Source organism: Rathayibacter sp. Leaf185 (assembly GCF_001423885.1).
Classification (GTDB): Bacteria; Actinomycetota; Actinomycetes; order Actinomycetales; family Microbacteriaceae; genus Rathayibacter.
Window position 1 is genome coordinate 913,719 of sequence record NZ_LMPP01000002.1, and the last position, 20,701, is coordinate 934,419.

Consider the following 20,701-nt stretch of genomic DNA (forward strand, 5'->3'; position numbering starts at 1 on the left):
CAGTGTTCCACGAGGGCGCCGGTAGGCTCGTCTCCCGTGACGGACGCACCCATCGGCATCTTCGACTCCGGGGTCGGCGGTCTCACGGTCGCCCGCTCGGTGATCGACCAGCTGCAGAACGAGTCGATCGTCTACCTCGGCGACACCGCGCACTCGCCCTACGGGCCCAAGCCCCTGGCCGACGTCCGCGCCTACGCCCTCGACACGCTCGACACCCTGGTCGACCAGGGGGCGAAGCTGCTCGTCATCGCCTGCAACACCGCCTCGGCCGCGATGATGCGCGATGCCCGCGAGCGCTACACGATCGGCCGCGGCATCCCGGTCGTCGAGGTCATCCAGCCAGCAGTGCGCAGCGCCGTGCGCGACACCCGCAACCGCCGGGTCGGCGTCATCGGCACGGTGGGGACCATCCGCTCGCGCGCCTACGACGACGCCTTCGTCGCGGCCCCGGACCTCGAGCTCGTGACCGCGGCGTGCCCGAGCTTCGTCGAGTTCGTCGAGGCGGGCATCACCTGGAGCGACGAGCTGCTGGCGATCGCCGAGGAGTACCTCGCGCCGCTCAAGGCGGCGGGAGTGGACACCCTCGTCCTCGGCTGCACCCACTACCCGCTGCTGCGCGGCGCCATCGCCTACGTGATGGGCCCGGACGTCCGCCTGGTGTCGAGCGCCGAGGAGACCGCGCTCGACGTCTACCGGACGCTCGTCGCCCACGGCCTGCAGCGCACCTCCTCCGCCCCGCCGAGCTACCGCTGGGAGGAGACCGGATCGAGCGACTTCGTCCGCCTCGCCCGAAGGTTCCTCGGGCCCGAGGTCTCGAGCGTCGATCTCGTCGAGACCGGAACCATCAATCTGCGCGAGCTCGACCGGGCCGCGCCCCAGACAGGGAGCCCCCAGTGACCGACAGCACCGCCAGCACCGTGAAGCGCAAGGACGGCCGCGCGGCCGACGAGCTGCGCACCGTGACGATCGAGCGCGGCTGGAGCACGCAGGCCGAGGGCTCGGCGCTCGTCTCGTTCGGCAACACCAAGGTCCTCTGCACCGCCTCCTTCACCAACGGCGTCCCGCGCTGGCTCCAGGGCAAGGGCAAGGGCTGGGTGACCGCCGAGTACGCCATGCTGCCGCGCTCGACCAACTCGCGGATGGACCGCGAGGCGGTCAAGGGCAAGGTCGGCGGGCGCACCCACGAGATCTCGCGCCTGATCGGCCGCAGCCTCCGCGCGGTCGTCGACATGAAGGCGCTCGGCGAGAACACGATCGTGATCGACTGCGACGTTCTGCAGGCCGACGGCGGCACTCGGACCGCGGCGATCACGGGTGCCTACGTCGCCCTGGTGGACGCCATCGAGTGGGCTCGGGGCAAGAAGTACGTGGGGCAGAAGGCGACCCCGCTGATCGACAGCCTCTCGGCCGTCTCCGTCGGCATCATCGACGGCGTCCCGATGCTCGACCTCGCCTACGTCGAGGACGTGCGGGCAGAGACCGACATGAACGTCGTCGTCACCGGCCGCGGCCTCTTCGTCGAGGTGCAGGGCACGGCCGAGGGCGCTCCCTTCGACCGGCGCGAGCTCGACGCGCTGCTCGACCTCGCCGTCGCCGGTGCGGCCGACCTCGCCCGCATCCAGGCGGAGGCGCTCGCCGCGGAGCCGTCCGCGTGAGCCTGGATCTCGTCCTCGCCACCCACAACGCGGGCAAGGTCGAGGAGTTCCGCGCGATGCTCGCCGGTGCTCTGCCGGGCGTCGGCGTACGCGCGTACGACGGGCCGGAGCCGGTCGAGGACGGGGTCTCGTTCGCCGAGAACGCGCTGATCAAGGCGCGTGCGGCGGCGGCCCACACCGGCCTCGTGGCGCTGGCCGACGACTCCGGCATCTGCGTCGACGTGCTCGGAGGCGCACCCGGCATCTTCTCGGCGCGCTGGTCGGGCCGTGCGCACGACGCCACCGCGAACCTCGAGCTGCTGCTCGCTCAGCTCGCCGATGTGAAGGCCGAGCACCGCGGGGCGCACTTCAGCTGCACGATCGCGCTCGTCGTCCCCGGCTCCGTGATCCCCGGCGGCCAGGAGATCGTGGTCGAGGGCCGCTGGGACGGAGCGATCGCCGGCGCCCCGCGCGGCACGAACGGCCACGGCTACGATCCGGTGTTCGTCCCGGAGTCGGGTGCCCTCACCGCGGCCGAGCTCGCGCCCGAGCAGAAGAACGCCCGCAGCCACCGTGCCCGGGCGTTCACCGCGCTCCGCTCCGAGCTCGTCGCGCTGGAGTCGCGCCTGGGCTGACGCTGGTCGGCGCTGCGCTCTCAGTGCTTGGGGCGCTTGTTGTCGAGGGCGTCCTGGTCGAGGACGTAGGCGGCCGACTCGCTCGAGTCGGTCTCCTTGTCGTTCGCGAGGCGGGCCTTGCGGCGCTGCTGGAAGAAGTGGAACAGCGTCGGCACGAGCGCGAGGAGCACCGCGCCGATCAGGATGACGTCGATGTAGTGCGACACGAAGTCGGCGACCGGCGGGATGAAGGCGAGGAGCCAGCCCAGGAGGGTCACGCCGCTGCCCCAGATCAGCGCGCCGATCAGGTTGTAGAGGCTGTACTTGCGGTAGTTCATGTGCGCGACTCCCGCGGCGATCGGCGCGAAGGTGCGCACGATCGGCACGAATCGCGCGAGGATCACGGCGAAGCCGCCGAAGCGCTCGAAGAACGCGTTGGTCCGCTTGACGTTCTCGATGCTGAAGAAGCCCGACTCCTTGCGCTCGAAGATGCGCGGACCGGCCTTGTGCCCGATCAGATAGCCGACCTCGCCCCCCAGGAATGCGGCGAACCCGATCGCGAGGCAGATGAGCCAGATCGGCACGCCGAGCCCGCCGTTCGCCGCGTTCTCGTGCGCCAGCAGGCCGGTGATGATGAGGAGGGTGTCGCCGGGGAAGAGGAAGCCGATCAGAAGCCCGGTCTCGGCGAACACGATCAGGCAGACCACCAGGACGCCCCACGGGCCGAACGAGGTGAGGATCGTCTCCGGGTCGAGCCAGGGGATCAGGGCGGCGTGGTTCAACGGTTCTCCAGTCGATCAGTGCGCTCAGCGTACCGTCGGACCGTCGTGCGGAAGGTGGGACTCGAACCCACATGCCTCTCGGCACAGGAACCTAAATCCTGCGTGTCTGCCATTCCACCACTCCCGCGAGTGCGGGTCCCAGTCTAGGAGGGGCCTCAGGACGCAGCCTCGGCGCCACCGGGCCTGCGGTGCGGCAGGTAGCGCGGGATCCAGCGCGCGAGCGCCGCGGCGCCGGCGAGGCCGAGCACTCCCATCGCCCCCGCGGCGAACGGCAGCGAGACCACGGCCGTCAGCACCGACACGATGATCGGCGCCGCAGCGTTGCCCGCGTCACCGGTGAAGCGGAACGCGCCGAGGAACGGGGCCGGATCGTCGGGAGGCGCGAGGTCGGCTCCGATCGTCATCAGGATCCCGGAGCCGATGCCGTTCGCGAGCGCGAGGATGCACGCGACGGCCACGAACCACGGCACGGGATCGACAGCGAAGAGGGTGAGCACGAGGACCAGGTGTCCTGCTCCCAGCCCGATCATCGAGGGGATCGCCGTGGCGCCGCGGCCGAAGCGGTCCATCACCTGGCCGCCCGCGTAGAAGAGAGCGAAGTCGATGGCGCCGGCGATGCCGATGATGATCGCCGTCTGCGTCTCGGCGAGCCCGATGCTGACCGCCCAGAGCGGGAGGATGAGCGTCCGGCTGGCGCGGAGCGCCCCGATCACCGCCGCTCCGGTGCCCATGCGGGCGAGGACGCCCCTGTGCTCGCGCAGCGTCCTGACCAGGCCGTGGGACGACTCCGGGACGAGCGCCGCCTCGTCGACGGTGCCTGCGGTGGTGCCGGCCGCGGCCTGGGCTCTGCGCAGCACCGTCGCCGGGTCGGGGACGAGCAGCAGCACGACGACCGCCGCGACGCAGCAGACGATGTGCACCCAGAAGACCGACTCGACCGATCCGGTCAGGTGCACGACTCCCGCCGCGAGGAAGGGACCGACGAACCAGCCCGCGCGGAACGCCCCCGCCAGCGCGCTCAGCGCCCGGGCCCGGTGGCTGATCGGCACGAACGACGTCATGAAGGCGTGCCGCGCGAGCCCGAAGACCGCCGTGGCGAGGCCGATGATGAAGACCCCGATCGTGAGGCCGACCCACGAGGTCGACAGCAGGCAGATCACGAGCCCGATGATCGAGGCGGCGGAGGCGCTCAGCATCGCGCCGCGCTCGCCGATCCGCGAGACGATCCAGCCGCTCGGGATGTCGCCCGCGAGCTCGCCGATCATGATCATCCCGGCCACGAGCCCGGCCAGAGCGAGTGTCGCACCGAGATTGCCCGCCGCGGCGGGCAGGAGGGGGATGATCGCTCCCTCGCCGATCGAGAAGAGCAGGGTCGGCAGGAAGGTGGAGAGCAGCAGCGGACCGACGGGGAAGGGGCGCTCTGCGGGGACGGTCACCGTGTCCATGCTAGGTCGGCGCGGGCCTCCGTCTGCTCCCACCGACACCCCGGTAGTCTGAGAGGACCATGCTGGACAACGACTTCACCGAGCAGATCACTGCTCTCCGCTCCACCTTCTCCGACATCCGAGCCGTCATCGACGTGGAGGGGCTCCGCGCGAAGATCGCCGAGCTGAGCGAGCAGGCGGGCGCTCCCGACCTGTGGGACGACACCGACGCCGCGCAGAAGATCACGAGCGCGCTGAGCCACCGGCAGTCCGAGCTGGCCCGCATCACGTCGATCGAGCGCCGCCTCGACGACCTCGAGGTGCTGGTCGAGATGGCCAACGAGGCCGAGGACGCCGAGTCCGAGCAGGAGGCGATCGCCGAGCTCACCGCCCTGCAGAAGGTGATGGGCGAGCTCGAGGTGCAGACGCTGCTCGACGGCGAGTACGACGACCGCCCGGCGGTCGTGACGATCCGCGCCGGCGCCGGGGGAGTGGACGCCTCCGACTTCGCCGAGATGCTGATGCGCATGTACCTTCGCTGGGCCGAGAAGCACAAGTACACCGCCACGGTCATGGATGCGAGCTATGCGGAGGAGGCCGGCATCAAGTCGGCGACCTTCGAGATCGACGCTCCCTACGCCTTCGGCACGCTCTCGGTCGAGGCGGGCACGCACCGCCTCGTCCGGATGAGCCCCTTCGGTGCCGCGGGCAAGCGCCAGACCTCTTTCGCCGCGGTCGAGGTCATCCCGCTGATGGAGGAGGCCGGCGCGGTCGAGATCCCCGACAACGACATCCGCGTCGACGTCTTCCGCTCCTCCGGACCGGGCGGCCAGTCGGTCAACACCACCGACTCCGCCGTGCGCATCACCCACCTCCCCACCGGGACGGTCGTGTCGATGCAGAACGAGAAGAGCCAGATCCAGAACCGTGCCGCCGCCATGCGGGTCCTGCAGTCCCGGCTTCTGCTGATCCAGAAGGAGCAGGAGGCGGCGACCAAGAAGGAGCTGGCCGGGAACATCACGGCGAGCTGGGGCGACCAGATGCGCAGCTACGTGCTCGCGCCCTACCAGATGGTCAAGGACCTCCGCACCGACCACGAGGTCGGCAATCCGTCGCACGTCTTCGACGGCGACATCGACGGCTTCATCGCCGCGGGCATCCGCTGGCGCAAGTCGGCCTGATCCGCGCGCGGCTCGACGCGCCGCGCGCGCACTCGGCCGACTCTTCGAGATCGTCGTTTACCCTCGGTACGACATGATTCGCTTCGACAACGTCTCCAAGCAGTACCGAGGCGGCACCAGACCCGCCCTCAACGCCATCGATCTCGAGATCCTCCGGGGCGAGTTCGTCTTCCTCGTCGGCGCCTCGGGCTCCGGAAAGTCGAGCTGCCTCCGCCTGATCCTGAAGGAGGAGCGGCCCTCCTCCGGTGCGATCCACGTGCTCGGGCAGAACCTGGGCAAGATCTCGAGCCGCAAGGTGCCGTACTTCCGCCGCAACATGGGCGTGGTGTTCCAGGACTTCCGGCTGCTGCCGAACAAGTCGGTGTTCGACAACGTCGCGTTCAGCCTGCAGGTGATCGGCAAGTCGAAGGGCTACATCCAGGAGGCGGTCCCCGACACGCTCAAGATGGTGGGCCTCGCCGGCAAGGCGTCCCGCCTGCCGCACGAGCTCTCCGGAGGCGAGCAGCAGCGCGTCGCGATCGCCCGCGCCGTGGTGAACAAGCCGGCCGTCCTCCTCGCCGACGAGCCCACGGGAAACCTCGACCCGACCACCAGCGCCGGCATCATGGCGCTCCTCGAGCGGATCAACGCCGGCGGCACGACCGTCATCATGGCCACCCACGAGGCCGGCATCGTCGACCAGATGAAGCGCCGCGTCATCGAGCTCTCGGCCGGCAGCATCGTCCGCGACGAGCGCCAGGGCGGCTACGGCCAGACCGAGAGCATCACCGTCGTCCACGACGGCGTCGTGGTCGTCGCGGCCGACGACCACAAGGTCGCCGAGACGACGTCGATCCCGGTCCTCACCGAGAGTGCGCTCGCGCCCGCCGAGGTGCCGCAGGTCGATCTCCGGCGCTCCGCACCTCCGCTGCCGACCGCGACCGACCCGCACGGCGGGTCCTTCGTCCGGCCCCGCGTCTCGCAGACGGCCGCGCAGCCCGTCGTCCCCGAGGGCCGCCGCTCGGCCGCCGCCCCCGAGGCCCACGTCACCGCGGCGCACCCCGTCCTCCCCGCACCCCCGGCGCCGGAGGCCCCCGAGGCTCCGCGCGTCGTCGAGCTCGCGAGCCAGACCGGCCCGATCTATCTGCCCGCCGACACCGGTGCTCTCCCGGAGGAGTCGCTCGCGGCCCGCCTGGGCCTGCGCGCCGCTCGGGAGGACGGCGACGAGACCGGGGACGACCAGCAGAACGTAGGACCCGTCAAGTGAGATTCGCACTGATCTGGTCGGAGGTCTCGAGCGGCCTCCGACGCAACGTCTCGATGGTGGTCTCGGTCATCCTCGTCACCTTCATCTCGCTCACCTTCGTCGGCACGGCGATCCTGCTGCAGATGCAGATCGGCCAGATGAAGAACTTCTGGTACGACAAGGCGCAGGTCGCGGTCTACATGTGCACCGCCACCTCCGGCGGCTCGAACTGCAGCGGCACCGATGCGACCCAGGAGCAGATCGACTCGGTGGAGTCGCAGCTCGAGGGCGCGACGCTGGCCCCGTACATCGGCGCGTCCTACTTCGAGGACCACGACCAGGCCTATGCGAACTTCCAGGAGCAGTTCGCCGGGAACCCGGTCGCCGAGTACGTCACCCCGGATCTGCTCAACCAGACGTTCTGGATCAACCTCAAGGACCCGACCCAGTCGGACGTCATCGTCGAGAGCCTCTCGAGCGTCTCGGGCGTCGAGAGCGTCACCGACCAGCGGCAGTACCTCGACCAGATCTTCTCTATCCTCAATGCGGCGAGCTACACGGCGATCGGCATCGCGGTGCTGATGCTCGTGGCGGCGGTGCTGCTGATCGCCACGACGATCCGGTTATCGGCGTTCTCGAGACGCAGGGAGCTGGGCATCATGCGGCTCGTGGGGGCCTCGAACCGCTTCATCCAGACACCGTTCATCCTCGAGGGCGTGTTCGCGGCGCTGCTCGGCTCGATCCTCGCGGGAGTCGCGGTCCTCGCGATCGTGCAGTTCTTCGTGCAGGGGTTCCTGGCGTACCGGATCCCGCTGACCTCCTTCGTGGGCCTCGACGACGCGCTGATCGTGTTCCCGATCCTGGTGGTCGTCGGCATCGTGCTGGCCGCGGTCTCGGCGAACGTGGCGATCGCCAGGTACCTGCGGGTCTGACCGCTCGCTGCTCGCGGCCGTATACTGGTGGGCTGTCCCGTGCGGGGCAGCCCATCGTCGCTCTCGGAGAGGAGCCGCCGTGCCCAGGGAACAGGGACAGAAGGTCGTCGCGACCAACCGCAAGGCGCGCCACGACTACCTCATCGAGGACACCTTCGAGGCGGGACTCGTGCTCACGGGCACGGAGGTCAAGTCGCTGCGCGCCGGCCGGGCGTCGCTCGTCGACGGCTACGCGTTCGTCGACGGCGGCGAGGCGTGGCTCGACGCGGTGCACATCAACGAGTGGGCGCAGGGCACGTGGACGAACCATCCGCCCCGACGCAAGCGCAAACTGCTGCTGCACAAGGCGCAGATCCTGAAGATCCACAACAAGGTGAAGGAGGGCGGGTACACGCTGATCCCGCTCTCGCTCTACTTCAGCGACGGCAAGGCCAAGGTCGAGCTCGCGGTGGCCAAGGGCAAGAAGGACTACGACAAGCGCCAGGTGCTGCGCGAGCGTCAGGATCGGCGTGAGGCGGATCGCGCGATGTCGACGCGCCGCCGCCTGGGCGACTAGGCGCTCGGACGCAACCGTCTGCACGACGTCTGGCGGTTTGGGAGACTGGAGCCCGTGACCGCCTCCGAGAACGCCCTGAGTCCCGCTGAAGAGAAGACCCGCTGGCGGGCCTTCGCGATCAGCGTCGCGGTCGCCGCGATCACGATCCTCGATCTCTCGAAGGTCAACGTGGGCCTGCCCTCGATCGAGAAGGCGCTCTCGGCGGATGCGAGTCAGCTGCAGCTCATCGTCGCCGGCTACGCGCTCGCGTTCGGACTCGCGCTCGTGCCGGCGGGTCGTCTCGGCGACATCCGCTCGCGGCGCCTGCTCTTCCTGATCGGCCTCACGGCCTTCACCGTGACGAGCCTCCTGTGCGCGATCGCCCCCAGCATCGAGGTGCTCGTGGTCGCGCGGTTCCTGCAGGGCGTCGCGGCCGGCATTCAGATGCCGCAGGTGCTCGGCCTGGTGCAGCAGATGTTCACGGGGGCGGAGCGGGCGCGGGCGTTCGGCGTGTTCGGCGCCGTCATCGGTCTCTCGACCGCCTTCGGGCCGACGCTCGGCGGGCTCCTCATCGCGATCGGCGGCGACCAGGACGGCTGGCGCCTTCTGTTCTGGATGAACATCCCGCTCGGCGTGGTGGCGCTCGCTTTCGCCTGGCGGCTCTTGCCGCGGACCCATCGGAAGCCCGGCGGCGACACCTCCCTCGACCCGGTCGGGCTCCTCCTGCTGGCCGTCGCGATCTTCGCCTTCATGCTCCCGTTCCTGCTGACGACGGGGAGTTCGTCCGACTCGCCGTTCCGCTGGCTCTGGCTGCTGCTGGCCGCCGCGGCGGCGTTCGCGTTCGTGCGGTGGGAGGGGCACTACTCGGGCCTCGGCCGGACTCCGGTCATCGACTTCCGCATCTTCCGCACGAGCTCGTACCGCAACGGGATCCTGGTCGCCACGTCGTACTTCGCGGCGATCCCGGCGACGTTCCTGCTGACGACGCTGTTCCTCCAGCAGGGCCTCGGCCTCGCCCCCGTCTTCGCGGGCATGGTGAGCATCCCGTTCGCCCTGACCTCGGCGGTGACCGCCTGGTACGGCGGCAAGCTCGTGCAGACCTACGGCCGCGCGCTCGTGGTGCTCGGGATCCTGCTGGTCGTCGTCGGCTTCACCCTGGTGCTGCTCGCCGCCGAGCTCCTCCCGGCCGAGACCGCCGCGTACGGCATGGGAGCGGCGATGCTGGTCGCGGGGGCCGGCGGCGGCTTCGTCGTCTCGCCGAACCAGACCCTCACGCTGGCCGAGATCTCGCCCGCGCAGGGCGGAGTCGCGGGCTCGGTCGGTCAGCTCGGCCAGCGTGTGGGGACCGCGGTCGGTACCGCCTGCGCCTCCGCTGTCTTCTTCGCCACCCTCGCGAGTGAGCAGGGCATGGCGGAGGGGCTCGACCGCTACCACGACGCGTTCCGCAACGGCTACTTCGTCACTCTCGGGCTGATCGCCCTCGCTCTCGTGCTCGGGCTGCTCGATCTGCGCCGCCGCCGCGTGAGCGCTCGCGACGCGGGGTAGACTGGCTCCTTGTAACTCCACAGTGTGCGACGACGACCCACTCCGGTCGCGCCGAGATCCTCGAGATCCCGGCCGGCGAGTGCTCGCGGGGATGATCGGTTTCGACATTGCCTGCGAAACTGCGAGAAGCGGGTCGAGGATCCAGGGTTATCTCGTTAACGATCTCTGGAAAACACAGGTGCCGAACAGAAGCGCACCGACTTCGCTCTCGCTGCCTAAGCCAGAGTAGATAGTCCGTCAGTCCGTGGGTGCGTCCTCGCCCCGGATCCTGGCGTCATCTAGAGGACTTGCTGCGTCGTTACGCCTGAGGGCGACGCGGGACTTGCACTCGGGCTGGGCCCGTCGACCGATGCGCCGATGGTAACGGTCGGGGCCGAGCAGAACGCTCTCATCGGCTACACCCGTAGAAGGCGCAGAATCACAGCGATGGACGGGGGTTCGATTCCCCCCATCTCCACCACCGGTCGTCGTCGCACACGTCGAGTCACGCCGAGGAGGCCGTCCAGCAGGGCGGCCTCTTCGGCGTTGCGGCGCGATCAGCGCGCGGTTCCGAAGAGGCTCCCGGCGGCCGGGCCGGTGGTCGGGTCGAAGACGGCGCAGACGACGGCGCGGTCGCCGTGCCGCCAGCTGACCTCCGAGGGGACGAAGCTGCGGTACTCGAGCACCGAGTCGCCGTAGTCGATGCCGATGGTGGGCGGGAACTCGGGCTCGCAGGCGGCCTCGGCCTGGGCGAGCAGCGTGTTCTTGCTCGTGTAGTCGGCTCCGGGCTGCTCGAAGGCGTGGAAGACCTCGAGGTCGTGCACCTCGGCGCACGGGACGAGGTCGACGTCGGCGACCCGGTCGCCGTCCGGCTCGAGCAGGCAGTCGCCCTTGCGGACCGAGAACGCATCGCTCACGCCTGCGCTCACGACGGCTCCGCTCTCGTCGCGCACCGCCTCCGGATCGCCGGAGCCGACCACGGAGGAGCACGCCGCGAGGGGCAGCGCGAGCGCCGCCACGACGCAGACGCGAGCGAGGCGCCTCATCGGCGTGCCGCGATCCGCAGCACGGCGTCGTGCAGCACGCCGTTGGTCGCGAGGGCGCTGCCCTGCCAGGGCCCCGGCTCCCCATCGACCGAGGTGAACCGGCCGCCCGCCTCCTCGACGATGGGGATCAGTGCCGCGAGATCGTAGGGCTTCACGTCGAACTCGCCCGCACCGTCGATGAGGCCCTCGGCGACGAGCATGTACGCCCAGGCATCGCCGTAGGCGCGGTCGCGGAAGACCGAGCGCGCGAGCTCGAGCAGCTGCTCGAGGCGACCCGCGCCGTCCCACTGCTGGATGCTGTTGTAGCTGAACGTCGCGTCGGCGAGGTCGGCGACCTGCGAGACCCGGATGCTCCTCGGCTCGTCGCCGTCGAGGACCCACGCCCCCGAGCCCCTCGCGGCCCACCAGCGCTTCCCGAGCGCGGGGGAGGAGACGACTCCGACGACCGGCACGCCGTCGACGGCGAGAGCGATGAGGGTCGCCCAGATCGGCACTCCGCGCAGGAAGTGGGCGGTGCCGTCGATCGGATCGAGGATCCACTGCCGAGAGGAGTCTCCGGAGGTGCCGAACTCCTCGCCGAGGATCGAGTCGTCGGGACGCTCGGCGTCGAGGATCTCGCGGATCGCCTCCTCGACCGCGCGGTCGGCGTCGGTCACCGGCGTGTGGTCGCCCTTGGTCGTGACGACGAGGTCCAGGGCGCGGAAGCGATCGCGCGAGATCGCGTCGGCGGCGTCGGCGAGGCGGAGGGCGAGGCGGAGGTCGTCGTCGAGAGTCACGACTCCACGATAGGGGGCCCGCCGGGGGCGGCTCGATTTGACGAACCGGGGGGAGCCGCTGGTAGTGTGATCCCTCGGTTCGGCATGCAGTATTCGCCGGGTCGAATGCACCTCTAGCTCAATCGGCAGAGCAACTGACTCTTAATCAGTGGGTTCTCGGTTCAAGTCCGAGGGGGTGCACCCCTGAAACGCTCGCCCCGGCATCATCGCCGAGACGAGCGTTTCGTCGTTCAGCGTCGAGCTCTGCATCGCCTCACGCAGGCTCCGCCGAACGAAAGGCTCTGAATGCCCGAAGACACCCTCTCCGAGATCGGCTCGATCGCCCTCGCCGTGGTCATCGCCGTCGTCGTCGCGACCGTGGTCACCGCCGTGGTCGCGCTCGTCGTCCGCTCGATCGGCAAGCGCAAGACCTGGGCGCGGCTGCTCATCCGCCGCGTGCGCATCCCCTTCCGGGTGCTCCTGATCACCATCGCGGTCTGGGTGGCGCTCGCCGCGACCGTGTCGGGCGAGGTCTGGCCGGGTCTCGTCGACCGCGTCTTCCAGATCGCCACGATCGGAGCCGCCGCCTGGCTGGTCGGGGCGATGTTCGTGTTCCTCGAGGATCTCGGTGCCGAGCGGTACCGGACCGACACCGCCGACAACCGGCGCGCGCGGCGCCTCCGGACCCAGATGACGATCATCAGGCGGGTGGCCGTCGCCGCGGTCGTCGTGGTCGCCCTCGGGGCCTCGCTGCTGACCTTCCCGGAGGCGCGGACCGCCGGCGCGAGCGTGCTGGCCTCGGCCGGAGTGCTCTCGATCGTCGCCGGGCTCGCGGTGCAGTCGAGCCTGACCAACATCTTCGCGGGGATGCAGCTCGCCTTCAGCGATGCGATCCGCCTCGACGACGTGGTGATCGTCGAGGGCGAGTGGGGGAGGATCGAGGAGATCACGCTGACCTACGTCGTCGTGCACCTGTGGGACGACCGCCGTCTGGTGCTCCCCACGAACCACTTCACGACGCAGCCCTTCCAGAACTGGACCCGCACCGGATCGGAGCTCCTCGGCGCCGTCGAGCTCGACCTCGACTGGCGCGTGCGGCCCGACGAGATGCGCGAGGAGCTGCACCGGATCCTCGAGGAGACCGAGCTCTGGGACCAGCGCGTGAGCGTTCTGCAGGTCACCGACGCCGTGGGCGGGCACGTGCGCATCCGAGTGCTCGTGACCGCGAAGGACGCACCGACGCTGTTCGACCTGCGCTGCTACGTCCGCGAGCGGCTCGTCACCTGGCTGCACGAGAGCGACCCCGTCGCCCTGCCTCGCCAGCGCGTCGAGATGCAGCAGCCGCAGGAGCGCAGCGCCGGTGTCGCGCCCCGCACCCACGTGCACTCGTCGCCCGACAACCTCTTCTCGGGCGACCGCGCGTCGAACGAGCGCGGTGCGCTGTTCACCGGCCTGATCGACCTGCGCGAGTCTCCGAAGCGGGAGTAGCGCAGGCCGATCGGGGGAGGGTCAGCGCCCGATCGACGACATGTCGGCGTACCGGTCGCCGACGGGCGGCTCGACGGCGGTCAGCGCAGCGAGCTGCTCCCCGGTGAGCTCGAGCGAGTCGGCCGCGGCGTTCTCCTCGATCCGCGAGACCCGCTTGGTGCCGGGGATCGGGGCGATGTCCTCGCCCTGCGCGAGCAGCCAGGCGAGGGCGACCTGAGCCGGGGTGGCGTCCGCCTCCGCCGCCACGCGCTCGACCTCCGCGACGATCCGGAGGTTCGCCTCGAGTGCGTCGCCGGCGAAGCGCGGGTTCGCGCGCCGGAAGTCGTCGGCCCCGAGGGCGTCGACGGAGCGGATCGTGCCGGTGAGGAACCCGCGGCCCAGCGGCGAGTAGGGCACGAAGCCGATGCCGAGCTCGCGCAGGAGCGGGAGCACGCCGGCCTCCGGATCCCTCGTCCAGAGGGAGTACTCGGACTGCACCGCGGTCACCGGGTGGACGGCATGGGCGCGGCGGATCGTCGCGGGCGCCGCCTCCGACAGGCCGTAGCCCCGGATCTTGCCCTCCTGGATGAGCTCCGCGAAGGCGCCCGCCGTGTCCTCGACCGGGACACCCGGATCCATCCGGTGCTGGTAGTACAGGTCGATCCGGTCGGTGCCGAGTCGGCGGAGCGACCCCTCGACGGCGAGGCGCAGGTTCTCGGGAGAGCCGTCGAGGCCGCGCTCACCGGTGGTGCGGTGGAGGATGAACCCGAACTTGCTGGCCAGCACCACCTCGTCGCGGCGGCCGGCCAGCGCGCGGCCGACCAGCTCCTCGTTCGTGTAGGGGCCGTAGATCTCGGCGGTGTCGAGGAAGGTGACGCCGAGATCGAGGGCGCGGTGGATCGTGCGGATCGACTCGGAGTCGTCCGTGCCGGCGCCGGTGTAGAAGTCCGACATGCCCATGGCTCCGAGGCCGAGGCGGGAGACGTCGAGGGCGGAGGCGGGGTGGCCGGATCCGAGGGTGATGGTCTTCACGGGGTGGTGGTCCTCTCCTGGTACGTCGCGATCTTGATGTCGATCGCGACGAGGCTGGCGTGGGTCCGGGCGAGCTGCTCCTCCACGTCGGCGCGATGCGCCTGGAGGAGCGCGAGGCGCTCGGGTTCGCTGTCCGGTCCGATCCTGACCAGCTCCGCGTACTCGCGGATGCGCGCGATCGGCATCCCGGTGGAGCGCAGCCGGGTCAGGAAGTCGACCCAGCCGATGTCCGCTGGGCGGTAGCGCCGGTGGCGGGACGAGGCTCGCTCGATCGCGTCGAGCATGAGCCCCGCCTGCTCGTAGTACCGCAGCGTGTGCACGGTGAGCCCGGTGACGGCGGCGACCTCCGAGATCGACAGGGCGCCGTCGTCGGTGCGCTCGGGAGCGGGTCGGGTGGTGGACATGGCGTCAACCTACGACCTCGAGTGCACTCGAGGTCAAGCGGAGGCCAGGAACGGCAGCAGCGCTCCGGTGATGGCGCGGTCCGCCTCCTCGTGGCTGATCGACGCCGTGCCGTCGCCGGGCTGCGGGCCGTACCAGCCGAAGTCGGCGTGGTTCGCGCCGTCGATCTCGACCAGGTCGGCGGAGGCGGGCAGCTGATCGCGGGCGGCGTCGACCTTCTCGAGGGTGCTCAGGCCGTCCTCCGAGCCGCTGAGGCTCAGGACGGCGACGTCCGACTCCGAGAGGTCGTTCGCGCAGTAGCTCCCGAGCAGCACGAGGCCCGCGACCTCCGGGTCCTCGGCCCACTGGCAGGCCTTGACCCCGCCGAGCGAGTGGCCGCCGACGAGCCAGCGGTCGACGCCCTCGGCCTGGTCGGTGAAGCTCTCGAGCGAGCGCAGGTCGAAGAACGCCAGGTTCAGGATCGGGCGGGTGATGACGACCGAGGCGCCCTCGTCGACGAGGGGTGCGAGAGTCGCCTCGTACGACTGCGCATCGACCTTGGCGCCGGGGACGAAGACGAGGCCGACTCCCGCGAGATCGTCGCTCGCGGCGGCGGCCGTCGGGGTCATCACGATCGCGGAGGCGGTGCGCTCGACGCTCACGCCCGCGTCCGCCCGCACTCCGGCGAGTGCGTCCTCGTCGGGGCCCATCACGATCGATGACCAGGTCAGGAACCCGAGGACGGCGACGGCCACCAGCCCGCCGATGATCAGCAGGACGAGGCGGGCGGGGCGGCGGCGCGCGCTCATCGGTTCGCCGCGATCGCGTCGGCCGCCTGCACGAGGGCGAGGTGCGAGAGGGCCTGCGGGGTGTTGCCCGCGTGGCGCTGCTGCTCGACGTCGTACTCCTCCGAGAGCAGGCCGACATCGTTGCAGAGCCCGACCAGCCGCGTCATCAGGGCCTCGGCGTCGTCGAGGCGGCCCGAGTAGGCGTACTGGCGCACGAGCCAGAACGAGCAGGCGAGGAACGGATGCTCGCCGCCCTCGAGACCGTCGACCGAGGACTCGGTGCGGTAGCGGTGCAGCAGACCCTTCTGGAGCAGGACCCGCTCGAGCTCGGCGACGGTGCCGAGCATCCGAGGGTCGTCCGCCTCGACGAAGCCGACCATGGGCAGGACCAGCAGCGACGCGTCGACCTCGCTCGATCCGTACGACTGCACGAAGTGGCCGCGGTCGCCGTCGTAGCCCTTCGCCTCGATCTCGGTGCGGACCTGATCGCGCAGCGCCTCCCAGGTCTCGACCGGGCCGTCGAGCCCGCACTCGCGGGCGGCGCGGACACCGCGGTCCAGCGCCGCCCAGATCATGACGCGCGAGTGGGTGAAGTGCCGCGGCTCGCCCCGGATCTCCCAGATGCCGTTGTCGGGACGCTGCCAGTTGGTCTCGACGTAGCCGAGGAGCGCGCGCTGGAGCGGCCAGGAGAACTCGGTCTCGTCGACTCCGGCGAGCCGCGCCTCGTGCAGGGCGACCATCACCTCGCCGATCACGTCGGCCTGGTACTGGTCGACCGCGGCGTTGCCGATCCGCACCGGTGAGGCACCGTCGTAGCCGGGAAGGCTCGGCATGGTGCGCTCGAGCAGGTCGCGCTCGCCCGCGAGCCCGTACATGATCTGCACGTCCTCGGGAGCCCCCGCGACCGCGCGCAGGAGCCACGCACGCCACTTCTCGGCCTCCTGCTCGAAACCGTGGGCGAGCAGCGCCTGCAGCGTCAGCGAGGCGTCGCGGAGCCAGACGTAGCGGTAGTCCCAGTTGCGGCTGCCGCCGAACTGCTCGGGGAGCGAGGTGGTCGCCGCCGCGACGATACCGCCGGTCTCGTCGTCGGTCAGGGCGCGGAGGGTGAGCAGCGAGCGGACGACGGCCTCGCGGTGCGGGCCGTCGTAGCGGATCGACTCCGCCCAGGTGCTCCACCACGAGATCGTGCGCTCGAGGGCCCTGTCGACATCGAGCTCCTTCGGGGCCCGCCGGTGAGACGGGAACCAGGCCATCGACAGGTCGACGGTCGCCCCCGCGGCGACCTCGAACTCGGCCGAGTGCACGTGATCGGTGGCGGTCAGGCGCATGCCGCGCACGACGACCGCGTCGGGCCCGGCGACCGCCACGAGCAGCGGATGCTCATCGGTCCCCTCCTGGCGCACCCACGGCACCGTCCGTGCGTAGTCGAAGCGGATGCGCAGCTCCTGGCGCATCTGCACCGAGCCGGAGACTCCTCGGACCCGGCGCACCAGCTCGGCCCGCTCGTCGCGCAGCGGCATCACGTCGACCACCTCCACGACTCCGGTCGCGGTGGTCCACCGGGTGACCAGCGCGAGCGTGTCGCCGAGGTAGTGGCGCTCCGCCGTGGCATCGGCGTCGAGCGGACGCAGCGACCAGCGGCCCTGGTCGTCGCCGCCCAGCAGCGCGCCGAAGACGGAGGCGGAGTCGAATCGGGGGAGGCAGAGCCAGTCGATCCCGCCGTCGCGGGAGACGAGGGCGGCGGTGCGGCAGTCGGAGAGGACGGCGTAGTCCTCGATCGGGGAGACCATGGGCTGATCCTCTCAGCAGCCGGCTGCATGTCGAGCAGACATCGGGACCTCCCAGTCAAGGCGGAGCGACGCGCCGCGGGCGCGCTCTAGGGTGATCCGCATGCCTCACTCCGTCTCCACGCTGCTCATCCTCGGCGCGACGGGAGACCTTTCCTCCCGCCTCCTGCTGCCCGCCGTCGGGCAGCTGCTCACCCGCGAACCAGAGCGCCGCCTCCAGCTCGTCGGCGCCGGGCGGGAGGACTGGACGCAGCAGCACTGGCACGAGGTGGTCGCCGCCTCGTTCGGGACGGAGGAGTCCACCGGCACCGGCATCGACGAGCTCGTCGCGGGGACGCGCTACCAGCAGATCGACGTGACCGACGCGGAGGCGCTCGCCGCGCTCCTCGCGAGCTGCGACGGCCCCGTCGCGGTCTACTTCGCACTGCCTCCGGCGATCGCGGCGAAGGCCTGCGACGCCCTGGCCGAGCACGAGCTGCCGGAGGGGACCGTCCTCGCCCTCGAGAAGCCGTTCGGCACCGACGAGGCCGGCGCCCGCGCCCTGAACGAGCGGCTCGCGGCCCTGGTCCCCGAGGACCGCATCCACCGCGTCGACCACTTCCTCGGCCGTGCGACGGTGATGAACATGCTGGGGCTGCGCTTCGCGAACCGCATCCTCGAGCCGCTCTGGTCGTCGGAGCACATCGAGAGCGTCGCGATCGTCTACGACGAGCAGCTCGGGCTGGAGGGGCGCGCCGGCTACTACGACGGCGCCGGCGCGATGATCGACATGATCCAGAGCCACCTGCTGCAGGTGCTCGCGGTGGTGGCGATGGAGCCGCCGTCGACGCTCGGCGCGGCCGACCTGCGGGATGCGAAGGGGATCGTGCTGCGGGCGACGCGCCTGCGGGGCGACGACCCGTCGGCGAGCTCGCGTCGCGCGCGCTACACCGCGGGCACCATCGACGGGCGGGAGCTGCCGGCCTACGTCGACGAGCAGGGCGTCGATCCCGAGCGCGGCACCGAGACCCTCGCCGAGCTGACGGTCGAGATCGACACCTGGCGCTGGGCGGGCGTGCCGTTCACGCTGCGCTCGGGCAAGGCGCTGGGGGAGCGCCGACGCGAGGTGGTCATCCGCTTCAAGCCGGTGCCGCATCTGCCGGAGGGCTTCCACGGCACCGAGGAGCCGTCGGTGCTGCGACTGTTCCTGGCCCCCGACCAGATGTCGCTCGAGCTGAACATCAACGGACCGGGCGACCCGTACTCGCTCGAGCGCGCCTCGCTCGAGGCCACGTTCGGCGCGGGCGAGCTGCTCGCGTACGGCGAGGTCATCTCGGGGATCCTCGACGACGATCCGTCGCTCTCGGTGCGCGGGGACGCGGCCGAGGAGTGCTGGCGCATCGTGCAGCCCGCGATCGACGCCTGGCGCGCGAAGGACGTGCCCCTCGACGACTACGCCGCGGGCAGCGGCGGACCGGAGGCGTGGCCCGCGGTCTGAGAGCGGCCGCGGTCTGAGAGCGGCTCAGAGGGCGGAGTCGGCGACCGCGGGGGCGTCGGCCCGGTCGGCCTGCGACGGCTCGGCCCACACGGCGATCGGCTGCGGCTCCCAGGTCAGGGCCGCCGGCTCGGCCGCGGTCACATCGTCCGACGTGACCGGCGGCGTCGATGCGGTCATGACGGGGATCGCCTCCGTGATCGGGCTCGAGGTCGCCTCGACACCCGCACGCACCTGCTCCGCCTGGATCGCCGACGAGAGCTCGTGCGCGAGGGAGCGGGCGAGCATGCCGTGGAAGATCGGATCGCGATCGTCGTGGCTCCGACGGGTGACGACCCACGCGCCCTGCTCGCCGACGAAGGCGGCGAGGCGCTCGTGCACGACGGCGAAGAGCTCGTCCTGAGTGAGGGCGGGAGCCGCGACGACCTCGGGGGCCGGCTGGCGGCGCCTCAGACGAAACCTCATGACGAACCCCGTTTCCCGTGCACCTGGCGGTATGGCCACCAGTGTCGCCGGGAGCCGGGGCGAACGAGCGCTGACACGCCGCGGCGGCGGCACGCGACGTGTCAGGTGGTGGAGGAGCGGCCGATCAGCGGTCGCGCTTCTTGCCCTTCGACTCCTTCGCGAGCTCCTTCGAGTCGTAGGAGACGGAGCCGAGTGCGACCGCGACCGCGATCGCCCAGCTGACCCACTGCAGTGCGAGCCGCCAGTCGCGCGGCCCCTTGCGGGTCGTCTGGAGAATGGACCAGCCGCCGACCATCGCGCTGATGACGCTCGAGTTGAGGATGAACTTGCGCATCGATTGCCTCCTGTGTTCATGACGACGCTAGCGGGCTGACCGGGCTCTCAGGAACGGTTGACACCGTGCCCTGCTCCGGCCCGCTACGGTGAACCGCCGCACAGGCACCAGGGACGACGACACCGACGAGAACGGGTACGACATGCGCACGGCGGTGATCGGAGCGGTACTGCTCGTGCTCGGGGCAGTGGCCGTCCTGACGGGCGTCCTCCCGCTCGACGCCCTGGGCGAGCTGGTGGAGCGCACGGCGCCCATCCTCGCGTTCGTCGTCGCCGTCACCGTGGTCGCCGAGCTCGCCTCGGAGGCGGGGGTCTTCACCGTGGTCGCCGAGCGCGCCGCGGTCTGGGGTCGCGGACGCACTCCCGTGCTCTGGCTCCTGGTCGTCGTGATGGCGATCGTCAGCACGGTCTTCCTCTCGCTGGACACGACGGCGGTGCTGCTCACCCCGGTGGTGGTGCTGCTCGCGGCGCACGTGAAGGTCTCGCCGCTGCCGTTCGCGATGGCGACGGTCTGGCTGGCCAACTGCGCGTCGCTCCTGCTCCCCGTGTCGAATCTGACGAATCTGCTCGCGGAGCGGCGGCTCGGCGTCGACAGCCCGCTCGCGTTCGCCTCCCTCACCGCCCTGCCCGCGCTCGTCGCGGCGGCGGTGCCGGTGCTGATCCTGGCCGTGCGCTACCGCCGTGAGCTGGCGGGCCGCTACGTGCCGGGGGAGCGGACGCCGGTCGAGGACCGCGTCCTCCTGGTCGGCGCCGGGATCGTCGTCGCCCTGCTGCTGCCCGCTCTGGTCTCCGGTCTCGAGGTGTGGATCCCCGCGGCGGTCGCCGCCCTCGCCCTCGTCGTGCTCTTCGCGGTGCGCCGGCGAGGGGTGCTGCGGCTCTCGCTCCTGCCCTGGCAGCTGGTCGTCTTCGCCTCCGGTCTCTTCGTGGCGATGGAGGCGGCGCACCAGCTCGGCCTCGGCGCGGCGCTCGCCGTGGTCGCGGGAGAGGGGAGCGACGTCGGAGACCTGCTGCGACTCGCCGGCTCCGGTGCGGTCGCCTCGAACCTCGTCGACAACCTGCCCGCGTATCTCGCGCTCGAGCCGGTCGCCTCCGATCCGGTGCGCCTCGTCGCACTGCTGATCGGAGTGAACGCCGGCCCGCTGATCACGCCGTGGGCGTCTCTCGCGACGCTGCTGTGGCATCAGCGGCTCACCGCCCTGGGCGTCGCCGTCTCGTGGCGCCAGTACGCGCTGCTGGGAGCCGTCGCGGTCGTGCCGACGGTCGGCGGAGCGGTGCTCGCGCTCGCGCTCACGCAGGTCTGAGCCCGGCACTCGTCCGGGAGG

21 protein-coding genes, 2 tRNA genes and 1 other RNA gene are annotated in these 20,701 nt (G+C 70.9%); 13 read left to right on the plus strand and 11 right to left on the minus strand.

Annotated features, from left to right (window positions below; genetic code table 11):
* Positions 1-36: 36 nt before the first annotated feature.
* Genes murI through rdgB form a run of 3 tightly spaced genes read left to right on the plus strand, consistent with a single transcriptional unit; the run spans position 37 to position 2,269 of the window.
* Positions 37-897 carry a glutamate racemase gene (gene murI / locus ASG06_RS11530; protein WP_056042125.1) on the plus strand — a complete coding sequence of 287 codons (861 nt, stop codon included), beginning with the start codon at positions 37-39 and terminating at the stop codon, positions 895-897.
* The gene (rph, locus tag ASG06_RS11535; RefSeq protein WP_056042127.1) at positions 894-1,655 is read left to right on the plus strand and encodes a ribonuclease PH; all 762 of its coding nucleotides are present in this window, start codon (positions 894-896) and stop codon (positions 1,653-1,655) included. The genes murI and rph overlap by 4 nt, the downstream gene beginning before the upstream one ends.
* On the plus strand, positions 1,652-2,269 hold the full coding sequence (gene rdgB, locus ASG06_RS11540) for an RdgB/HAM1 family non-canonical purine NTP pyrophosphatase (protein WP_056042129.1): 618 nt from the start codon (positions 1,652-1,654) through the stop codon (positions 2,267-2,269). Before rph ends, rdgB begins: the two co-directional genes overlap by 4 nt.
* A 20-nt stretch (positions 2,270-2,289) precedes the next feature.
* Here the strand turns inward: rdgB and ASG06_RS11545 are convergent, their stop codons facing one another.
* The 3 genes from ASG06_RS11545 to ASG06_RS11555 form a co-directional block, all read right to left on the minus strand.
* Positions 2,290-3,030 carry a DedA family protein gene (locus tag ASG06_RS11545; RefSeq protein WP_056042131.1) on the minus strand — a complete coding sequence of 247 codons (741 nt, stop codon included), beginning with the start codon at positions 3,028-3,030 and terminating at the stop codon, positions 2,290-2,292.
* Positions 3,031-3,076: 46 nt separating this feature from the next.
* Positions 3,077-3,157 (minus strand) — tRNA-Leu (locus ASG06_RS11550).
* Between the two features lie 28 nt (positions 3,158-3,185).
* Positions 3,186-4,466 (minus strand): MFS transporter, encoded by a 1,281-nt coding sequence (locus ASG06_RS11555; protein WP_231727686.1) that lies wholly within the window; start codon positions 4,464-4,466, stop codon positions 3,186-3,188.
* A gap of 68 nt (positions 4,467-4,534) precedes the next feature.
* On the opposite strand from ASG06_RS11555, the gene prfB reads away from it, so the two are divergent.
* The 6 genes from prfB (at position 4,535) to ssrA (ending at position 10,332) form a co-directional block, all read left to right on the plus strand.
* The gene (gene prfB, locus ASG06_RS11560) at positions 4,535-5,635 is read left to right on the plus strand and encodes a peptide chain release factor 2 (RefSeq protein WP_056042135.1); all 1,101 of its coding nucleotides are present in this window, start codon (positions 4,535-4,537) and stop codon (positions 5,633-5,635) included.
* 73 nt (positions 5,636-5,708) lie between these two features.
* Positions 5,709-6,881 (plus strand): cell division ATP-binding protein FtsE, encoded by a 1,173-nt coding sequence (gene ftsE, locus ASG06_RS11565; RefSeq protein WP_056042137.1) that lies wholly within the window; start codon positions 5,709-5,711, stop codon positions 6,879-6,881.
* Positions 6,878-7,792, plus strand: coding sequence for a permease-like cell division protein FtsX (gene ftsX, locus ASG06_RS11570; RefSeq protein WP_056042139.1), 915 nt, complete (start codon positions 6,878-6,880; stop codon positions 7,790-7,792). The genes ftsE and ftsX overlap by 4 nt, the downstream gene beginning before the upstream one ends.
* A gap of 79 nt (positions 7,793-7,871) precedes the next feature.
* The gene (smpB, locus tag ASG06_RS11575; protein ID WP_056042141.1) at positions 7,872-8,348 is read left to right on the plus strand and encodes an SsrA-binding protein SmpB; all 477 of its coding nucleotides are present in this window, start codon (positions 7,872-7,874) and stop codon (positions 8,346-8,348) included.
* Positions 8,349-8,402: 54 nt separating this feature from the next.
* The gene (locus ASG06_RS11580; RefSeq protein WP_082499151.1) at positions 8,403-9,872 is read left to right on the plus strand and encodes an MFS transporter; all 1,470 of its coding nucleotides are present in this window, start codon (positions 8,403-8,405) and stop codon (positions 9,870-9,872) included.
* 87 nt (positions 9,873-9,959) lie between these two features.
* Positions 9,960-10,332: a transfer-messenger RNA gene (gene ssrA / locus ASG06_RS19565) on the plus strand.
* A 76-nt stretch (positions 10,333-10,408) separates the two neighbouring features.
* On the opposite strand, the gene ASG06_RS11585 is transcribed toward ssrA, so the two are convergent.
* Positions 10,409-10,897 carry a septum formation family protein gene (locus ASG06_RS11585; protein ID WP_056042143.1) on the minus strand — a complete coding sequence of 163 codons (489 nt, stop codon included), beginning with the start codon at positions 10,895-10,897 and terminating at the stop codon, positions 10,409-10,411.
* The gene (gene hisN, locus ASG06_RS11590; RefSeq protein ID WP_056042145.1) at positions 10,894-11,673 is read right to left on the minus strand and encodes a histidinol-phosphatase; all 780 of its coding nucleotides are present in this window, start codon (positions 11,671-11,673) and stop codon (positions 10,894-10,896) included. Before hisN ends, ASG06_RS11585 begins: the two co-directional genes overlap by 4 nt.
* 107 nt (positions 11,674-11,780) lie before the next feature.
* Between hisN and ASG06_RS11595 the strand changes: the two genes are divergently transcribed.
* Both ASG06_RS11595 and ASG06_RS11600 read left to right on the plus strand, forming a co-directional pair.
* Positions 11,781-11,853: transfer RNA gene (locus tag ASG06_RS11595), tRNA-Lys, on the plus strand.
* Between the two features lie 105 nt (positions 11,854-11,958).
* The gene (locus tag ASG06_RS11600) at positions 11,959-13,140 is read left to right on the plus strand and encodes a mechanosensitive ion channel family protein (protein WP_056042147.1); all 1,182 of its coding nucleotides are present in this window, start codon (positions 11,959-11,961) and stop codon (positions 13,138-13,140) included.
* A gap of 21 nt (positions 13,141-13,161) precedes the next feature.
* On the opposite strand, the gene ASG06_RS11605 is transcribed toward ASG06_RS11600, so the two are convergent.
* The 4 genes from ASG06_RS11605 to ASG06_RS11620 are packed head-to-tail and all read right to left on the minus strand — an operon-like array spanning position 13,162 to position 17,110.
* The gene (locus ASG06_RS11605) at positions 13,162-14,151 is read right to left on the minus strand and encodes an aldo/keto reductase (RefSeq protein ID WP_056042150.1); all 990 of its coding nucleotides are present in this window, start codon (positions 14,149-14,151) and stop codon (positions 13,162-13,164) included.
* A complete protein-coding gene (locus ASG06_RS11610; RefSeq protein ID WP_056042152.1) occupies positions 14,148-14,555 on the minus strand; it encodes a MerR family transcriptional regulator in 408 nt (135 codons plus the stop codon). The genes ASG06_RS11605 and ASG06_RS11610 overlap by 4 nt, the downstream gene beginning before the upstream one ends.
* 33 nt (positions 14,556-14,588) lie before the next feature.
* Positions 14,589-15,341 carry an alpha/beta hydrolase gene (locus ASG06_RS11615; protein ID WP_056042154.1) on the minus strand — a complete coding sequence of 251 codons (753 nt, stop codon included), beginning with the start codon at positions 15,339-15,341 and terminating at the stop codon, positions 14,589-14,591.
* Complete coding sequence (locus ASG06_RS11620; RefSeq protein ID WP_056042156.1) at positions 15,338-17,110, minus strand: glycoside hydrolase family 15 protein; 1,773 nt, start codon at positions 17,108-17,110, stop codon at positions 15,338-15,340. Before ASG06_RS11620 ends, ASG06_RS11615 begins: the two co-directional genes overlap by 4 nt.
* Before the next feature lie 100 nt (positions 17,111-17,210).
* Here ASG06_RS11620 and ASG06_RS11625 point away from each other — a divergent pair, with 100 nt between their 5' ends.
* Positions 17,211-18,584: a glucose-6-phosphate dehydrogenase gene (locus ASG06_RS11625; RefSeq protein ID WP_056042602.1), complete on the plus strand. Its 1,374-nt coding sequence runs from the start codon at positions 17,211-17,213 to the stop codon at positions 18,582-18,584.
* Between the two features lie 24 nt (positions 18,585-18,608).
* On the opposite strand, the gene ASG06_RS11630 is transcribed toward ASG06_RS11625, so the two are convergent.
* Positions 18,609-19,046, minus strand: coding sequence for a hypothetical protein (locus ASG06_RS11630; protein ID WP_056042158.1), 438 nt, complete (start codon positions 19,044-19,046; stop codon positions 18,609-18,611).
* A 124-nt stretch (positions 19,047-19,170) separates the two neighbouring features.
* Positions 19,171-19,380, minus strand: coding sequence for a hypothetical protein (locus ASG06_RS11635; RefSeq protein ID WP_056042160.1), 210 nt, complete (start codon positions 19,378-19,380; stop codon positions 19,171-19,173).
* Positions 19,381-19,522: 142 nt separating this feature from the next.
* Here ASG06_RS11635 and ASG06_RS11640 point away from each other — a divergent pair, with 142 nt between their 5' ends.
* Positions 19,523-20,680: an SLC13 family permease gene (locus ASG06_RS11640; RefSeq protein WP_056042604.1), complete on the plus strand. Its 1,158-nt coding sequence runs from the start codon at positions 19,523-19,525 to the stop codon at positions 20,678-20,680.
* Positions 20,681-20,701: the final 21 nt, after the last annotated feature.